Source organism: Neobacillus sp. DY30 (assembly GCF_030123065.1).
GTDB lineage: Bacteria > Bacillota > Bacilli > Bacillales > Cytobacillaceae > Neobacillus.
Map to the genome: position 1 here is coordinate 5,749,102 of NZ_CP126093.1, position 14,418 is coordinate 5,763,519.

Annotated in this window: 18 protein-coding genes, 2 pseudogenes and 1 riboswitch; of the genes and pseudogenes, 4 read left to right on the top strand and 16 right to left on the bottom strand. The window is 37.9% G+C overall.

All coding sequences use genetic code 11. The features are described 5' to 3' along the window. Window positions 1–59 precede the first annotated feature (59 nt). The 3 genes from QNH29_RS28360 to QNH29_RS28370 all read left to right on the top strand — a co-directional run bounded on the left by QNH29_RS28360 (window position 60) and on the right by QNH29_RS28370 (window position 2,577). Window positions 60–677: a DUF421 domain-containing protein gene (locus tag QNH29_RS28360; RefSeq protein WP_283862570.1), complete on the top strand. Its 618-nt coding sequence runs from the start codon at window positions 60–62 to the stop codon at window positions 675–677. 352 nt (window positions 678–1,029) lie between these two features. Further along, window positions 1,030–1,566, top strand: coding sequence for a hypothetical protein (locus QNH29_RS28365; RefSeq protein ID WP_283862571.1), 537 nt, complete (start codon window positions 1,030–1,032; stop codon window positions 1,564–1,566). Between the two features lie 576 nt (window positions 1,567–2,142). Beyond that, the gene (locus tag QNH29_RS28370; RefSeq protein WP_283862572.1) at window positions 2,143–2,577 is read left to right on the top strand and encodes a hypothetical protein; all 435 of its coding nucleotides are present in this window, start codon (window positions 2,143–2,145) and stop codon (window positions 2,575–2,577) included. A gap of 776 nt (window positions 2,578–3,353) precedes the next feature. Here the strand turns inward: QNH29_RS28370 and QNH29_RS28380 are convergent. From QNH29_RS28380 to QNH29_RS28405, 6 genes are all read right to left on the bottom strand, one after another. After that, window positions 3,354–4,151, bottom strand: coding sequence for an energy-coupling factor transporter transmembrane component T family protein (locus QNH29_RS28380; protein WP_283862573.1), 798 nt, complete (start codon window positions 4,149–4,151; stop codon window positions 3,354–3,356). After that, on the bottom strand, window positions 4,135–5,598 hold the full coding sequence (locus tag QNH29_RS28385; RefSeq protein ID WP_283862574.1) for an ABC transporter ATP-binding protein: 1,464 nt from the start codon (window positions 5,596–5,598) through the stop codon (window positions 4,135–4,137). Before QNH29_RS28385 ends, QNH29_RS28380 begins: the two co-directional genes overlap by 17 nt. 14 nt (window positions 5,599–5,612) lie before the next feature. After that, entirely contained in the window at window positions 5,613–6,194 is a 582-nt protein-coding gene (locus tag QNH29_RS28390; RefSeq protein WP_283862575.1) for an ECF transporter S component, read from the bottom strand. A 67-nt stretch (window positions 6,195–6,261) separates the two neighbouring features. Then, complete coding sequence (tenA, locus tag QNH29_RS28395; protein ID WP_283862576.1) at window positions 6,262–6,960, bottom strand: thiaminase II; 699 nt, start codon at window positions 6,958–6,960, stop codon at window positions 6,262–6,264. A 66-nt stretch (window positions 6,961–7,026) separates the two neighbouring features. After that, a complete protein-coding gene (locus QNH29_RS28400; protein ID WP_283862577.1) occupies window positions 7,027–7,149 on the bottom strand; it encodes a hypothetical protein in 123 nt (40 codons plus the stop codon). A 5-nt stretch (window positions 7,150–7,154) separates the two neighbouring features. Then, window positions 7,155–7,263, bottom strand: a riboswitch (TPP riboswitch). Between the two features lie 156 nt (window positions 7,264–7,419). Then, on the bottom strand, window positions 7,420–7,698 hold the full coding sequence (locus tag QNH29_RS28405; RefSeq protein WP_283862578.1) for a hypothetical protein: 279 nt from the start codon (window positions 7,696–7,698) through the stop codon (window positions 7,420–7,422). A gap of 95 nt (window positions 7,699–7,793) precedes the next feature. Here QNH29_RS28405 and QNH29_RS28410 point away from each other — a divergent pair, with 95 nt between their 5' ends. Beyond that, window positions 7,794–9,113, top strand: a complete 1,320-nt coding sequence (locus tag QNH29_RS28410; RefSeq protein ID WP_283862579.1) for a short-chain fatty acid transporter — start codon at window positions 7,794–7,796, stop codon at window positions 9,111–9,113. Window positions 9,114–9,213: 100 nt separating this feature from the next. Here the strand turns inward: QNH29_RS28410 and QNH29_RS28415 are convergent. From QNH29_RS28415 to QNH29_RS28455, 10 genes and pseudogenes are all read right to left on the bottom strand, one after another. Next, window positions 9,214–9,848, bottom strand: a pseudogene (locus tag QNH29_RS28415) (class D sortase). A gap of 15 nt (window positions 9,849–9,863) precedes the next feature. Further along, entirely contained in the window at window positions 9,864–10,322 is a 459-nt protein-coding gene (locus QNH29_RS28420) for a hypothetical protein (protein ID WP_283862580.1), read from the bottom strand. A gap of 26 nt (window positions 10,323–10,348) precedes the next feature. Then, complete coding sequence (locus tag QNH29_RS28425) at window positions 10,349–10,726, bottom strand: putative zinc-binding protein (RefSeq protein WP_283862581.1); 378 nt, start codon at window positions 10,724–10,726, stop codon at window positions 10,349–10,351. A gap of 423 nt (window positions 10,727–11,149) precedes the next feature. Then, entirely contained in the window at window positions 11,150–11,290 is a 141-nt protein-coding gene (locus QNH29_RS28430) for a hypothetical protein (RefSeq protein ID WP_283862582.1), read from the bottom strand. Then, entirely contained in the window at window positions 11,287–11,766 is a 480-nt protein-coding gene (locus QNH29_RS28435; RefSeq protein ID WP_283862583.1) for a LysM peptidoglycan-binding domain-containing protein, read from the bottom strand. Before QNH29_RS28435 ends, QNH29_RS28430 begins: the two co-directional genes overlap by 4 nt. Then, a pseudogene (locus tag QNH29_RS30520) lies at window positions 11,767–11,985 on the bottom strand (SH3 domain-containing protein); the annotation flags it as partial. Then, entirely contained in the window at window positions 11,928–12,098 is a 171-nt protein-coding gene (locus QNH29_RS28440; RefSeq protein WP_283862584.1) for a LysM peptidoglycan-binding domain-containing protein, read from the bottom strand. The pseudogene QNH29_RS30520 and the gene QNH29_RS28440, both read right to left, overlap by 58 nt. A 50-nt stretch (window positions 12,099–12,148) precedes the next feature. Next, on the bottom strand, window positions 12,149–13,027 hold the full coding sequence (locus tag QNH29_RS28445) for an aldose 1-epimerase family protein (protein WP_283862585.1): 879 nt from the start codon (window positions 13,025–13,027) through the stop codon (window positions 12,149–12,151). A 248-nt stretch (window positions 13,028–13,275) separates the two neighbouring features. Then, a complete protein-coding gene (locus QNH29_RS28450) occupies window positions 13,276–13,926 on the bottom strand; it encodes a FusB/FusC family EF-G-binding protein (RefSeq protein ID WP_283862586.1) in 651 nt (216 codons plus the stop codon). Between the two features lie 132 nt (window positions 13,927–14,058). Further along, window positions 14,059–14,328, bottom strand: a complete 270-nt coding sequence (locus QNH29_RS28455; protein WP_283862587.1) for a CD3324 family protein — start codon at window positions 14,326–14,328, stop codon at window positions 14,059–14,061. Window positions 14,329–14,418: the final 90 nt, after the last annotated feature.

A 14,418-nucleotide genomic window follows, 5' to 3' on the forward strand; every position in this document is an offset into this window, starting at 1 on the left:
GTTTATAGGGCAAAAAGGGTCAACCGAAGCTTTATTGATATATTGTTTGAAAAGAGGGGATGCTTTTGGATTTACACTTCATATGGAAAGCTATTTTCATCGTCGTTGGAGGAGTCCTTATTTTGCGCTTAGCTGGGAGAAAATCAATCTCACAGCTTACGGTTGCTCAGACGGTCATGATGATAGCTGTTGGGTCATTGATTATTCAACCTGTTGGCGACAGGAACATTTGGATTACAATGGTGATTACATTTCTAATGGTGAGTACACTTCTCTTTATTGAGTATATCGTTTTGAAATCGAATGCTCTAGAGACTTTTATTTATGGAAAATCAATTATAGTAGTCGAAAACGGCCAAGTTCATGAAAGCAATTTGAAAAAGCTGCGATTAACGGTTGATATGCTTGAAGTAAGAATGAGACAACAAAACATCCCGCATTTTACTGATTTACAATGGGCTACAATTGAAGCGAACGGTCAGTTAGGATATATGTTAAAGTCTGATAAACAATACGCTACGAAAGAGGATATCCAGATGCTGAAATTGCTGATTGAATCCAATCAATCTAATCCATCGAGTGGAACATCAACAAGTCAAGCCATTTTGTCAGATAACCTATTTACTGAGGTTAAAAACAGAAAGCATAAAGATAAACCTAAAGAAAATCTTGATTAAGAGCAATGATCAACTACGGCATGTTCATGTACGTTTTGGTAAAAAGTTTATATAGTTTTATAACCACCACCCTCACAATATTGTGGGGGGTATTTAGTCACTTCAATCTATTCATTAGTTCTATACACTTATACATCTAAATATTTATTTACAACCGTTTTTTTGCATTTGATAAATTCTTTTGTACGGAGTAAACATTCTAACATATAAGACATATAATTCATTAAAAATAAATACCTAAACCGAAAGTCTAAACTAACAAACAATCTTAATAAATTTTTTTGTCCAAAAAGTTTCCCTATGGCAAAAAAGATTCCTTATGGAAAATCAAAAATTAAGGGGGAGTATTAAAATGAAAATTAAAAATTTAAAACTGTTTCCATCACTTATTGTTTTAACACGGGTTCTTTTTGGAATGGGTTGGTTATTGGCAGGAGTAACCAAAATTACGGAAAAATTATGGTTTAAAGAACCGGGTATATTTTTGAGAGAATATCTCAAGCAATCATTACAACAATCGAATGTCCCACCCCTTTATAAGATTTTCATAGAGAATATAGTTTTAGAGCATGTACTAATTTTTAACTATGTTATACCAATTGTTCAATTTATACTTGGTTTATTTCTTATAGCCGGTTTATTCACCATACCTTCTATCCTTGTTTGTCTTTTTATGCACATTAACTTTATCCTATCTGGAAATATGAATTTAATAAGCCTTATCCTTTACACAAATGCATTTTTATTAATTATTTTTAGAACAAATATATATTACTTCAGTTTAGATAAGCATTTTAATTGGGTTTCTCTGTTCACCATTAATTTAAACAAAAGAGGAACAACCGTTTCCCTACAATCTAAGAAAGAAAGGTTACATGATAACTCTTAAATCGTATTTTAATTAAATAAGTCTATTAACATTGTAGTAATCCAATAAAGCAATCCATTAATATTTATTAACACAAGACCATATAATAAAATTCCCGAAATCTTCAAAATCATTACTCCCTTTCTACTAAATGTTTTCAGTACCAATTAACAAAATTATGTTAAAGTCAGCTCAAAAAACTATAAAAGCTGTCACTATTCTTAGTAACAGCTTTTATAGTTTACTTTGTACTATTTATGATACGGTTAACCGTAATGTATCTAAACACAAATTTCTATTTGACCATAAAGTATATATCAGCATTTGAATAGAAAGCACCAAGCTTAAATGGTATGTAAAAAGAATGAGATAAAACCCTCCTAATCGTAGCCAACCGCAAACATTATTCCCAATTGGAATGTTATTCTGCTTAACCAAGTCGGTGTTTCAGTTACTTTTATTATCGGATAAATCGAATAAATATATGAACCGAGAGTAACACTACACATAAAACTAATGTGGGGTATTAATGACATGAAACAGATTATTCTCTGGTCACTCTTGATATTGCCTTGGGCATCCTTGTTTTTTTTGAAGATGGATACTGTACGCAGGTACATGCCGGTCGCTCTATTTATGACCGTTATTCATACCTTGGCATATCAAGCGGCTTACCATTACGGATGGTGGAAAGAGACAGGTTCCAGTCTGTTCGGGTGGGATAAAGTCATCCCGGTTCCTTGGGTGTATGGAGCATATTTAGTTATAGTTATCTGGATATTCCGCTTTACTTTCGGGAAATTTTGGATGTATTTGACTGTCAATATACTTTTGGATGGGTTATTTATGTACATCGTTTACCCAGTATGGCAACGGATGGGGCTTGTTTCGAGTGAATCGACTTTGTCTACAATAGCTATTGTTGCTATGATGGTCGGTTTTGCGTTTATCATCTATCTGTATCAAATGTGGCAGGATGAAGTGTTCAAACAGTCCAAAGCGGAACTCATAAATGACCAAGAACTGACTTGACGTCCCCTTCATTGGAGAAGGAAAGCGAAGTAACCGAAAACATGGAGATTTCCGATTCGAAGACTTTTCCACGTTGACTTCACAATAGCGATAACCTTGCTCCACAGACTGTACGAAGCAGTAGATTCCGCACATTCTTCATTGGATTGGCCTGCCCTTGCTAGGCCTTTTTTGCGAAGATGGCCGCAGCTGTGATAATCAGTGCATTTACCTCCTCTGAATCAAATGATACTCCTTGCTTATGCCTCTATTTATGGTACAGCTCACCCCGATTTATTCGAAAATCCCTATAAATCTGCTCTCCCAAAATCGGTTTCATCAGTTAATAGGAGGTCATTTTTGAAAAAACGGGTGCTTATTTCATCAACCTAATAATCTGCTGATAATAAAGGCCCCTCTAGGGTCCCTCTACAAATAGTGATTTAATTCTCCTTACCTAAACGTTTAATTAAAAGTACCTCAACCCTTTTGAAAAACGAACTTTAGCCTCGCTTTAAGAGAATTTCTTGTCGAGGAAAAGCTTTTTCTACTATCCCCCCAAAGCTCATCAACAAAAATGGATTTCTACAATCATTGACGGCTTCCTCCGACTAACCCCTTCAGAACTTCTCCTAGAATCTCAAGAAATGTTTCCATGATTATACCTCCCTTCGCAATTACTGAAAGAAGAGCAACCAACTCCCCCAACCATTTCCAGATTCAACTTTACTCAAACACTCTTTATGTATTTTACAATCAATCTTCGATAAAAATCGGGGAGTGACTGGCACCCGTATTCAATCGCGAACATCCGCAACTGGAAAAAAGGGGAATTCCTGAGCTAGATAAAACGTTAGACCTGTTAGTACAACAAAATAACCAACAAAGACAACATCAAATTTTGAAAAACCTATTTTGTAATAAAATGTGCGTTCCTTTGCGTAATCAAACCTCTTTGCTTCCATAGCAACGGCTATACGAAAAGCTCTCCGGATGCATTGAGACAGCAATGGAATCGAAGTGATTTTGAATAGGTGAAAAAGACCCTTCATTCCAGCACCGGTTCTCACGCCTCTCACTTTTTGAGCACTGCGAATATGTTGAAATTCTTCGATCATGATCGGCATTAAGCGAATTCCAGCCATAAAACTATAGGAATATTTTGGATTAAGCTTTAACTGCTGCATCATCGAATAAAATAAAAACACAGGCCTTGTTGTAAGGGCAAACGTTAAGCCCAGAAGTGCATAGGTTAAAGCCCTGAATCCCAAGTGAATTCCTCGAAATAAACTTTCTTCTGTTACATGGACGAGACCCCATCTGAAAATAGTACTATCCCCTTTGCCAAAAAAGATCATCGAGGTGGCCGTCGAGATGAAAATAAATAGAAACGGTATCGAGAATAGCAAAATTCGCTTATAGGGATGGCCTGTAAAAAATACAAATAGGATCATCGTCACAATGGTAAAAAGAATCATCTGATTAAGATTATGAATAAAAATCACCAGGATAAACAAGAAAATCATCGTCAGGAGCTTCAGACTTGGATTGATTTTATGTAGCCATGTTTCTCTAAAATCAAATGTTGTGTGCATAAGCTACTTGGTCCCTCCCCTGATGTACATGTTCGTTTTTCCAATCTTTGACGACCTTACCGTTATCCATCTCCCAAACTCTTGTCGCGAAACGCTTAACGATTTCCGAATCATGCGTGACCATGATGATGATGCACCCTTTTTGCCGTTCCCTCTCTAACAACTCAAGCAGATGGAATGTATTCTTGGAATCCTGCCCAAAGGTAGGCTCATCCAAGAGCAAAAGCGTTGGATTTTCTACAAATGCAGTCGCTACACTCAGTCGGCGTTTTTGCCCTATAGAAAGATGATAGGGATGGTGGTGCTGTTTTTTTGATAATCCAAATATGGCTAACAGCTCACCCACCCTCTCTTTAATGATTGAGGGTTCTTCCTTTTTCACAGTGAGAGAATAGGAGATTTCTTCATAGACAGAGTTTGTGATAAATTGGTATTCAGGATTTTGAAAGACAAAATAAGCTTTCTTATGGAGTTGTTTAATATTCTGTATAATTTCTCCATTTACTACATAGGTTCCTGACGTTTTCAGAAGCTGCATCAATGATAATAGCAAGGTACTTTTTCCTGCTCCATTATCACCAACCACCGCGATCCATTCCCCCGATAGAGCAGAAGCGTTATCAAGTTGAACTTTTATTTCTTTTTTTCGGTAACCCTTAAAGTTCTCTAAAATCAGTGAGTGGTTGTAACCGTGTCCAGCATTCGCTTCGAAAGACATTAAGTAATCATCCCAAACCCCCGGGTACCAGATACCATATTCTTGTAGTTGTTTACGATAAAAGGAAAACACGGTATTCACATCATCATCTGCAATGACCACCCCGTCATCGTTAAAAACAATGACACGATCTATAAAATCCAAAATGTGATCAATCTTGTGTTCGACAATAATGACTGTTTTATCTTTAGCGACGCTCTTTACACTATCCCAAATTTGTTTAGTGCCTTCTTCATCAATCAGCGCTGTTGGTTCATCTAAAAATACACATTCAGGATTGAGTGCTAATACGGATGCAAGCGCAAGTCGCTGCTTCATACCTCCAGATAGAGATTGGATAGAAGCATGATATAGATCCAATCGCAACCCAACAGCGGACAATAATGCTTCAATCCTATCAGGCATTTCACCTCTTGGTACATTAAGATTTTCTAATACAAATGCAAGCTCTTCATCGACATATGGCATACAAAATTGCGAATCCGGATCCTGGAACACGTAACCCCAGGATTCGGGATATTGAATATGTCTATACTTAATTGGTACTTCTATAGACTTTGGAATTAATCCTGAAAGTGTTTGTAAAAGAGTTGATTTACCACATCCAGAAGGTCCGAGTAATAAGACCTTCTCACCTTTTTTAATGGTAATGGATAAATCTTTGAACAGCAGGTTGTCGTCTCCCGGAAACTTTAATCTAAGCTGTTCCACCATCGCTATATTTGTCACGTCTTCACCCCTGATTATTGATTTAAGGCGTCGTAATCTTCTTTGGAAGCAGGACGAAGTAAATTGGTAACTCCTGTTGCCTCTAGTGCCTTCGCAATGCCAAATGCCATAAACCCTGTAAAGATAACAGACCCAATCAACCTGAAACCAATGAGCAACATGAAGTTCCATGTTGACAAATCACCCATATATCCTTTGTAGTAATCCATAAATATAGACCCAATAGCCGCACTAATTCCAGCTAAGCTAACAACAAGTAAATCAAAGCGCTTATACCTAAAAGCCATTATGACAAGTTCAGCAAATAACCCCTGCACAACACCATATAAAAGAACTTCTAGTCCAAATTCAGACCCCATTAGAAACTCTCCAGAAGAAGCCGCAACTTCCGCAAGAAAGGCCACACCAGCTTTACGTATGATGAGGAACGCAACGGTCGCAGCAATAAACCACATTCCGTAAATCAGCTGGTCAATATGTAATCCAAAAGGTTTTACTGCGTAATAAAGCGGTCCCCAAATTTTGTAAACAATCCCAAATGCGATGGATATCACGATGGTTACTAAAATATCCGTTAACTTTAACCCTTTTTTCATTGTTTCATTCTCCTTTTTTAGCAAAGGGGAGAACTCATTCCCCCTTGCGAACATGATCGTTTCCTTATTAGCTAGTACTAAGTTGTTCTTGGGAATTCGCTTCAATGGACCATTTTTCGAATGTATAAGCCATTTCCCAGAATAAGTATTCGTATTGACAGCTAATTAAGAAATGATCAATCATTCGACCTTTTTCTTTTTCGGAAGCGGTTTTTGCTAGCTCATCTAGACGATTCAATTGCTCCTGGACCAATTCGCCAAACCATTCTCCACCATAGGCCGCAATCCATTCCTGATAGATCGGTTCATCCGGTGTCGCCCCTTTTAACTGCTGACCGATATCATAATAAATCCAGTAGCATGGTAGAATAGCGGCGATAATCTCTCCTAAACTTCCAGATGCCCCAACGCGATATAGATGGGAAGTATATGCATAGGCCGTTGGTGCAGGCTGGAAGTTTGCTAGCTCCTCTGATGTAACTTGCAGCTGTTTGATGAATTTCTCATGTAAGCTTAACTCTGCTTGTGAAGTACCTTGCGCATGAGCAGCCATTCTTGCTGTAGTGTTTAAATCTTCTGCTCTCGAAGCACCAATCGCTTGAACACGAGCAAAGTGTGATAAATAATAGGAATCTTGTAATACGTAATAGCGGAAACTTTGTAAATCTAATTTTCCACTAGCAATTCCTTGAACAAATGGGTGTTCTAGATTCGCCTCCCATATCGGAGCTGCTTTTTCTCGTAGAATTTCAGTAAATGTAGACATACGTTACCTCCATTTAATTAATTGCTTAGTGTTAACGATTTAATGGTCGTTTTCAAAAACATACAGTTAATACTTTGTTAGATTGATTGTAAATACATCCTTGTTTGCCGGCAGCGGACGTATTTTTTCCAATAAAAAACCACTTTCTATTGGAAGAAAGTGGTTGTATTGGAAATGTGGTTGAAACATAAGGAATTCCCGTTACACCACTTCCCTACGCTGGTATGATCCAGATCAGGTTCTAAGAGTCTTAAAGTTTCACTTTAATCTCAGCCTTCTCAAAAGGCACCCCTAGTGGTATTTTTTATGAAATTAGTATTTTGATTATTATGTTATCACTATCCACAAGATAGTCAAACATTTTATTCATAAGCTTTAATAGTTAAGTGCGGAGATTGTCGAGATTGTATTACCAAATCTAACGATTTGTTAGTTATGATGAAACCTTAGTCAGATTCGTCATGTTTGGCAATACTTTTCTTTTGTTTCGTTGTACATGTACAATAAAATAAAACTAATCAAACGATTGATTAGTTTGGGAATAAAACCAGCTACAGCAACGGTTTTATTTTGGTTAGTAATTGCAAAAATTGTCGGAAATAGACTCTCTGAAACAACATATCTATCAAAACCAATATCTACTCTTTTGTTATCCCCATTAATCGTTTCCTGATATTCAACCCTTTTTTCATCTGATTTCTCTGTTACTTTTTCGATATTTTTTACCTCATTACCCAAATTTACAGAAAATTTACAGAAAAAAAGAAGGGATTTCGGTATCTTTATAAAATAACTAATAGTGTTGCAATAATACATCAAAGGGAGAGAACTTTATGAAAGTATTGGTATCATTTTTTAACCGTATCATGCAGAGGTACTTGCCAGATCCATTTATATTCGTCATCATTTTAACTTTTGTTGTTTTTGGATTAGGCCTTATTTTCACAGATAATGGACCATACCAAATGGTCCAGCACTGGGGAAATGGCTTTTGGGCACTTCTTTCTTTCACGATGCAGATGGTCCTCGTATTAGTAACAGGACATGTCTTGGCAAGCAGCTCTATTTTTAAAAAAGGGTTAGGGTCTCTTGCTTCATTTGCCAAGTCACCAGGGCAAGCTATTGTCATCGTCACGATCGTATCGATGATTGCAAGCTTAATTAACTGGGGATTCGGGCTTGTCATTGGAGCTTTGTTCGCAAAGGAATTAGCGAAAAGAGTAAAAAATGTTGATTACAGGCTGCTAATTGCAAGCGCTTACTCTGGTTTTCTCGTATGGCATGGAGGAATTTCGGGGTCTGTCCCATTAACAATTGCCACTCCAGGACACTTTACAGAAGATCTAATCGGTGTGGTATCAACAAGTGAAACGATTTTTTCAACCTTTAATATCGTGATCGTATTAGGGCTGCTTGTAACCATTCCTATTATCAACCGCTTAAGCATGCCGTCGAAGGAACAAACGATAAGTATTGACCCAGCACTCTTGCAGGGTGATTTCCAGGCAGCGGCCATTGAAAAAGAAGCTCTAACACCTGCTGACAAACTTGAAAACAGTAAACTTGTTTCTTTATTAATTGGAATACTTGGACTGGTTTTCCTATTCTATTATTTCGCTAATAATGGATTTAAGTTGAATCTCGATATCGTGAATTTCTTATTTTTATTTCTTGGCATTCTATTTCACGGTACTCCAAAACAATTCTTGGACGCTGTGTTAAACGCTGTAAAAGGAACGAGCGGTATTATCGTCCAATTCCCTTTCTATGCTGGATTAATGGGATTGATGACGACCTCAGGATTAGCTGCAGTCATATCTGACGCGTTTATTGCCATTTCAAATGACTTTACCTTCCCAATGCTGGCCTTTTTAAGTGCAGGTATTGTCAACTTCTTCGTTCCTTCTGGTGGAGGGCAATGGGCAGTTCAAGGTCCTATTATGCTGGATGCAGCAACACAACTTGGTGCATCACTCCCAAAAACAGCGATGGCAGTTGCATGGGGCGACGCCTGGACGAACATGATCCAGCCATTCTGGGCACTTCCAGCACTGGCAATTGCAGGTCTGAAGGCAAAGGACATCATGGGTTACCTTGTACTGGTTCTTGTTGTCAGCGGTGTAGTCATTTCACTAGGACTACTATTCTTCTAAACAGCAGAGAGGATGATTCAATGAAAATGAATCACCCTCTCTTTTTTATTTCTGTATCCTACTACCACATAATAAAAGCCAGCAGAACCGTCCTCATGGTCTAGTTACTAGCAACTATCGGACTAGAAACCAACTTCGTATAAACAATATACCGATCCGGTGCATCCCCAATAAAATCAAAGGGATAACACGTCGTTAACGTAAGAGTTTCATAATCAGTTGGTACCATAACCGTCATATCGTCTGCTGGGACGATTTTAAAGTCGATGGTTTCATAAACAAAATCACCATATGGGGTACTAAAGGTCACTTGTTCACCTAGTTTAAGGTGTTCTAGCTTCCTAAATACGGTATCTCGGTGTCCGCTTAAAATAACATATTGCCGCCTTGGCCTGGAAGAGCGCTGCCGGCAAAATGACCAGCACCTTTTTTCAGCTCATTGTCATGAGTGCCTTGGACCACAGGAACATTTAAATCAATCGAGGTGAATTGCAGCTCACCGATCGATGAACCTGGGTCCGGCAGTTTTGGCCATGGCTGGTCAAATGTCTGAGCAGGTAATTCTGGTTCGTATTCATCAACCACTTCGTGCGCTAACAAAACTGTCTGTTTTGATAAATCCCAACCAAAATAAGCTACAACGCCAACACCAGCTGCAATTAGTAAAATCGGAAAACTAAGCAGTACCCATTTCCACTTCTGATACCACTTCTTTTTCCTCTTTTTCTTTCTTATTTTTTCTATGATTTTTTAAGCTTCAATTTCGGATTTGCCTACCAAACGTACTGCTGGAACTGCCGCAATTCCGCCTAATAGAATTAATAATCCGCCTAATGCCATATAATCTACGGTATTGCTGTCTGTGTTAGGAATTGGAGCATTTGGCATTGGAACGAATGTGCCTGCTTTGTCTAATTGTTTCTTAGCTTGAACCGCACTTTTTAGTGCATTCATTTTTGCTTGAAGAGCAGCGATATTTAAATCCTCTCTCTTAGGATTTATCGTTGCTAATAAATTTCCTTTCAGATCCTTTAACTGGATAAGAAGGTTCGTACCATCGACCTTAAAGGTTGTGATATCAATTGGGTTCCCAAATTCGTCAACAATTGATGCTTGTAGGTGGGCTAATTTTACACTTTCTAGGAATAAACGTGCGATTTCTACTTTAGACGTATTAGGAAGATCCTGTGGATTAGCGGCACCTTTCAAAAGTTGGCTAACTATCTAACAACCTATCAATCTTCGAAAAATAGCTGGGAGTGACAGGCACGGATTATACGTTGATAGGCACTTTCAACAAGGTCGGAATCAGGGTCTTTCCCGTTCATTTTTGGAACATCAAAGTCAGATAGGACGAAATGATGTTGCGGCGATACATCGTGCCTAGCTAAGCAGCTCTTCACACAGGATAATGGACATCCATCAATCGCAATAATCTCCCGCCCGGATTTTGCGGTTCGTACAAGCGGCTTTACATCCCCGCCAACTCCGGCAATACAGGACATTTCTGCTACCTTTTCTCGGTCCATTTTAATCGCAATCAAATTAGCCGTTTGTGCAGCCGACGAACATCCAGAGCATGAATAGACAATCGGAAAATCAGTTCTTTTCATCACTGTACCTTCCCTCTCTCTTATTTTTTAAAGAGTAATACTTAACTTTTGTCTATTATATTGCTCTTCGACTTCAGTGTCTGTGATATTTTTCAACAATTCAAATTAATTAAAATCCCATCTAGAGGGACCAAGATCCAGAAGTAGCTCTTACCTAGATATTTATAATTTCGAAAAAAGGAAAAGACGCCCCGCATGAAATATATCGCAAAGAGACGAGAACTAGAAGGAAAAATCTTAATCGAAGTGAGATTAGAAAGCAACTAAATAGGTAATATAGCACTCTTTTCCCGAAAGATATAGGCACATACTTCCCGAACTATTCCCTTCAGAACTTCTTGGACAAATACCGGGGAGTGACAGGCACTAAAGAGGCCGGTTTCTTATTTGAAACTGGCCTCTTTTTTGATTTAGGATAACTATCTATACAATGGATACTAAGTTCAATAGTTGACCTCTCTTACCTTCCAATGATAGTGTTGCTTTCTTTCCTTGAAGGTAAAATAAGTCATTGATCATGTTGCCTGATGCTTTGGCAGCATAGGTGGTACCATCTGTCGTCATAAAGCGAAAGGTTCCTTGAGGGTCCACTCCACCGATATGAGCTGTTTGGCCGTAGCTTCAGTAGTTGAAGGAATCTTGATGGTTTGTCCAATTTTCAACTTTGTTGGTTCAACACCTGGATTTAATTCTATAATCTGTGTAACAGACATACCTACTTTTTTAGAGATTTTTGCAAAAGTATCACCACTTTTAATGACAAAAGTGTTTGTTCCAATCATCGGATCATTATTTGTTTTTTTAGGTTCTTCATTCGTTAAATAGGTTGCACTCACATACGCAACTTTTCCATTGAAATCAATCTTTGCCCAACCATTAGAAATGGATACCACGGCTACACGATCTGTTAATTTCAAAGTGCCAAGGATTGCACTACTCGTAGAATCTGCTTGCCTTACTCTCAACGATGTTGCCGTTACATACATGGTTTTCGTCGTCGGACGTGATTCAACTGTTTGTTTGGCTGTAAGATAATCCATACTCACAAAACAAACTCTTCCTTTAACCAAAATACCCGCCCATCCATTTTCTTTAAATGCAACCTTAACCACATCACCTTTTTTATATTTTCCGATAATACTACTTGTAGTGGTCGGCTGCGATCGAATATTCAGTACAGTGGCAGTAACTATTTGATCTGTTACTTTTGGTAGTAATATTTTTTTCCAGCAATGGAAATCAGCCCATTGGCTTCTAATATTTCTTCTGGTGTTACACCATGTTGCGCAGCGATCGTTTCAATTTTTTCACCACTTTTTACGTATATTCTTCTATCAAAGGCTGGGCATTCGCAGTGATGGAGGAAATACATAGAACCACGGTAAAAATTCCCGTCACAACCAATCTTTTTACTGAATTTGTTTACTTAAACCTCATTATATATTCAGCTTGAAATGTTTCTCCTGCTTCAAGCTTATTTACTCCAAACTTCTCCTTAAAGTTTCCTGTTGTATCAGATGTATCCGCAATCCCATACCAAGGCTCAATGCAAACAAACGGAGCAATCGTCCCATCGGTTTCCTCATACTTTGACCAAATCCCAACAAACGGAAAACCTTGAAACATTACTTCTACACCATAACCTGACTGATTCGATACCAATGTGACTTTGTCGATGTTGCTGTAAATAAGAGCATCATTGGCAAATAGAGAGCTAGTAATTTGAATCGTTGAAAGATCATGAGCTGTTCCTTTCTCATGAATGAGGGAATTCTTTATCTCATATTCCATCACATTCTGATTTGCTGCAGGAGTAAATTCCAAATGGTAATCTTCAATCGTTTCATTTGCAAACATTGGAACCTTAAATGCAGGATGTGCACCAATGGAAAAATACATCTCTTCTTTGCTTTCATTTAGGATTTGCCACTGAACAATCAGAGAGTCTTCTTTGAGACGGTACTGTATTACCGCTTTAAATTCGTAAGGATACACATGAATGAAGCGACCAAGAGACTCAAACACAAAAGAAACAGTTGTTGATGTCTGCTCGGCCACATCAAATTCAGCGTCACGCAGAAAACCATGCTGCGACATCTTGTAGGTCTGACCATCCAGTTGATAGTGATCTCCCTTTAACCGTCCCACAATCGGAAATAAGACTGGAGAAACCCGTCCCCAGTATGTCTCATCCCCTGTCCACATATAATCCAGCGCATTTTTCTTATGCGTTACTTTACGTACTTCTGCTCCGTGTCTTTCAATACTGACCTTCAACCAATCATTTTCAATGACAATCATCTTAATCCCTCATCTCTTTATTCTGGCAATTCATATTCTTATTATCCTTATTGAACCTTCATAATACTGTTGATCATTTTGTAGTTAGCAATATTCTATATAAATGCTCCTGTGAATAAGGAAAGGAACTTCTGCACCTGCTCAAATTTACAATATCCCAAGTGTAGCGTTAAATGTAGACCAAATCAAACGACTAGGGTGCCAATGGAGGCGTTTGTGGGCAATTCGACCGGTGCTATAGGTGACAATCATTTTCCTAGTGAGTCTTTTAGAAAAGTGGTTAAATAGTCGACATTGATTATTTTTTTATTACATTCGCTGCTGTCAGCACAAATAAGATTGCCGATGGCCTTATAATAATCCGGGTTATTTGATTTTTTCGCTTTTGTTACTGTTGAAAAATAAGCAACCTCACCAAAACTATTACAGAAGGAACAAAGATTTTTTTTACTCGTTGGTGCAAATTCACATTCAATGCCGACCATTTTTCCTTCTAGCTCATAGACAATAAATTTCTTATTCGATCTCAGATCATTCCAGCTTAAATAGGTTAACTGGCTGTGGTCTATCGTTGATAAATCAGGCAGTTTAAGTTTTTTATGTTTCGGAAACATTCTTTTCAGCTGCTGCTCGGTGATGGTTGGAAAGGGCAGCAAACAGTCCGAAAGGTGCTGGATATATTGCTCATACTCTTTATCTGTTTTCAGGCTGGAAAGATTCAGCATTTCTTGTTGTTCCAATGATACATGTGGAAAGAGATCAATGATTTTGGCATTCGCTAAATCAATCACAGAAGCCAAAACGTTTTGTGGGATGTTCTTTTTAGTGCTGTCCTTAATGAAAGCGATCTGCTTTTTTATAAAATTAAACTGTTCATTTTTAATAAATTTTTCGGTCATCTATCTCTCTCCAATCATTTTGCTACATTTATTTTAAATAATACAGCAACCCCCTAATATAGAAAAAATGACTTATAAACGTTTTTTACATAACAAAAGCACCGGTGAAAGAGCTTCACCAGTGCTGTTCGTCTACTTTTTATGAGTATAAACAATTTTTTTTATGGTTTCGGTTGAAAGATAATATTCCTCAGCCAGCTGCTGAATACTGCTGCCACTAATAAATGAATTTCTAATGGTTTCATTCCGGCGATCAAGCATTCGTCTCCCGCCACTTGAGGTTCCCCATTTCTGATACTCCGTTTCCGGCTTGGGAATATAAAGAGTTTCCCCCTGAACATACTTTTGAATTTCTACAATTAGCTTTTCGGGTAAAACGTGGTTTGCATTCATATATTTCAATTTTGCTCGCTCCTTATTTTGATTTTGAAAATAAGGTGCAAAGCCAAATAGTAGAAAAGCTTTTTGAGCGATAATGTTAACTGTTTCGCC

What these genes read in the sequence shown, in the direction of transcription:
- QNH29_RS28400 (WP_283862577.1), bottom strand. Translation starts at nt 7,149, where the DNA reads ATGTTTCAACCACATTTCCAATACAACCACTTTCTTCCAATAGAAAGT.
- QNH29_RS28360 (WP_283862570.1), top strand. Translation starts at nt 60, where the DNA reads ATGCTTTTGGATTTACACTTCATATGGAAAGCTATTTTCATCGTCGTT.
- QNH29_RS28430 (WP_283862582.1), bottom strand. Translation starts at nt 11,290, where the DNA reads ATGACGACAGATGGTACCACCTATGCTGCCAAAGCATCAGGCAACATG.
- QNH29_RS28365 (WP_283862571.1), top strand. Translation starts at nt 1,030, where the DNA reads ATGAAAATTAAAAATTTAAAACTGTTTCCATCACTTATTGTTTTAACA.
- QNH29_RS28435 (WP_283862583.1), bottom strand. Translation starts at nt 11,766, where the DNA reads ATGGATTATCTTACAGCCAAACAAACAGTTGAATCACGTCCGACGACG.
- QNH29_RS28425 (WP_283862581.1), bottom strand. Translation starts at nt 10,726, where the DNA reads ATGAAAAGAACTGATTTTCCGATTGTCTATTCATGCTCTGGATGTTCG.
- QNH29_RS28450 (WP_283862586.1), bottom strand. Translation starts at nt 13,926, where the DNA reads ATGACCGAAAAATTTATTAAAAATGAACAGTTTAATTTTATAAAAAAG.
- QNH29_RS28370 (WP_283862572.1), top strand. Translation starts at nt 2,143, where the DNA reads ATGGATACTGTACGCAGGTACATGCCGGTCGCTCTATTTATGACCGTT.
- QNH29_RS28445 (WP_283862585.1), bottom strand. Translation starts at nt 13,027, where the DNA reads ATGATTGTCATTGAAAATGATTGGTTGAAGGTCAGTATTGAAAGACAC.
- QNH29_RS28440 (WP_283862584.1), bottom strand. Translation starts at nt 12,098, where the DNA reads ATGTATTTCCTCCATCACTGCGAATGCCCAGCCTTTGATAGAAGAATA.
- QNH29_RS28410 (WP_283862579.1), top strand. Translation starts at nt 7,794, where the DNA reads ATGAAAGTATTGGTATCATTTTTTAACCGTATCATGCAGAGGTACTTG.
- QNH29_RS28380 (WP_283862573.1), bottom strand. Translation starts at nt 4,151, where the DNA reads ATGCACACAACATTTGATTTTAGAGAAACATGGCTACATAAAATCAAT.
- tenA (WP_283862576.1), bottom strand. Translation starts at nt 6,960, where the DNA reads ATGTCTACATTTACTGAAATTCTACGAGAAAAAGCAGCTCCGATATGG.
- QNH29_RS28390 (WP_283862575.1), bottom strand. Translation starts at nt 6,194, where the DNA reads ATGAAAAAAGGGTTAAAGTTAACGGATATTTTAGTAACCATCGTGATA.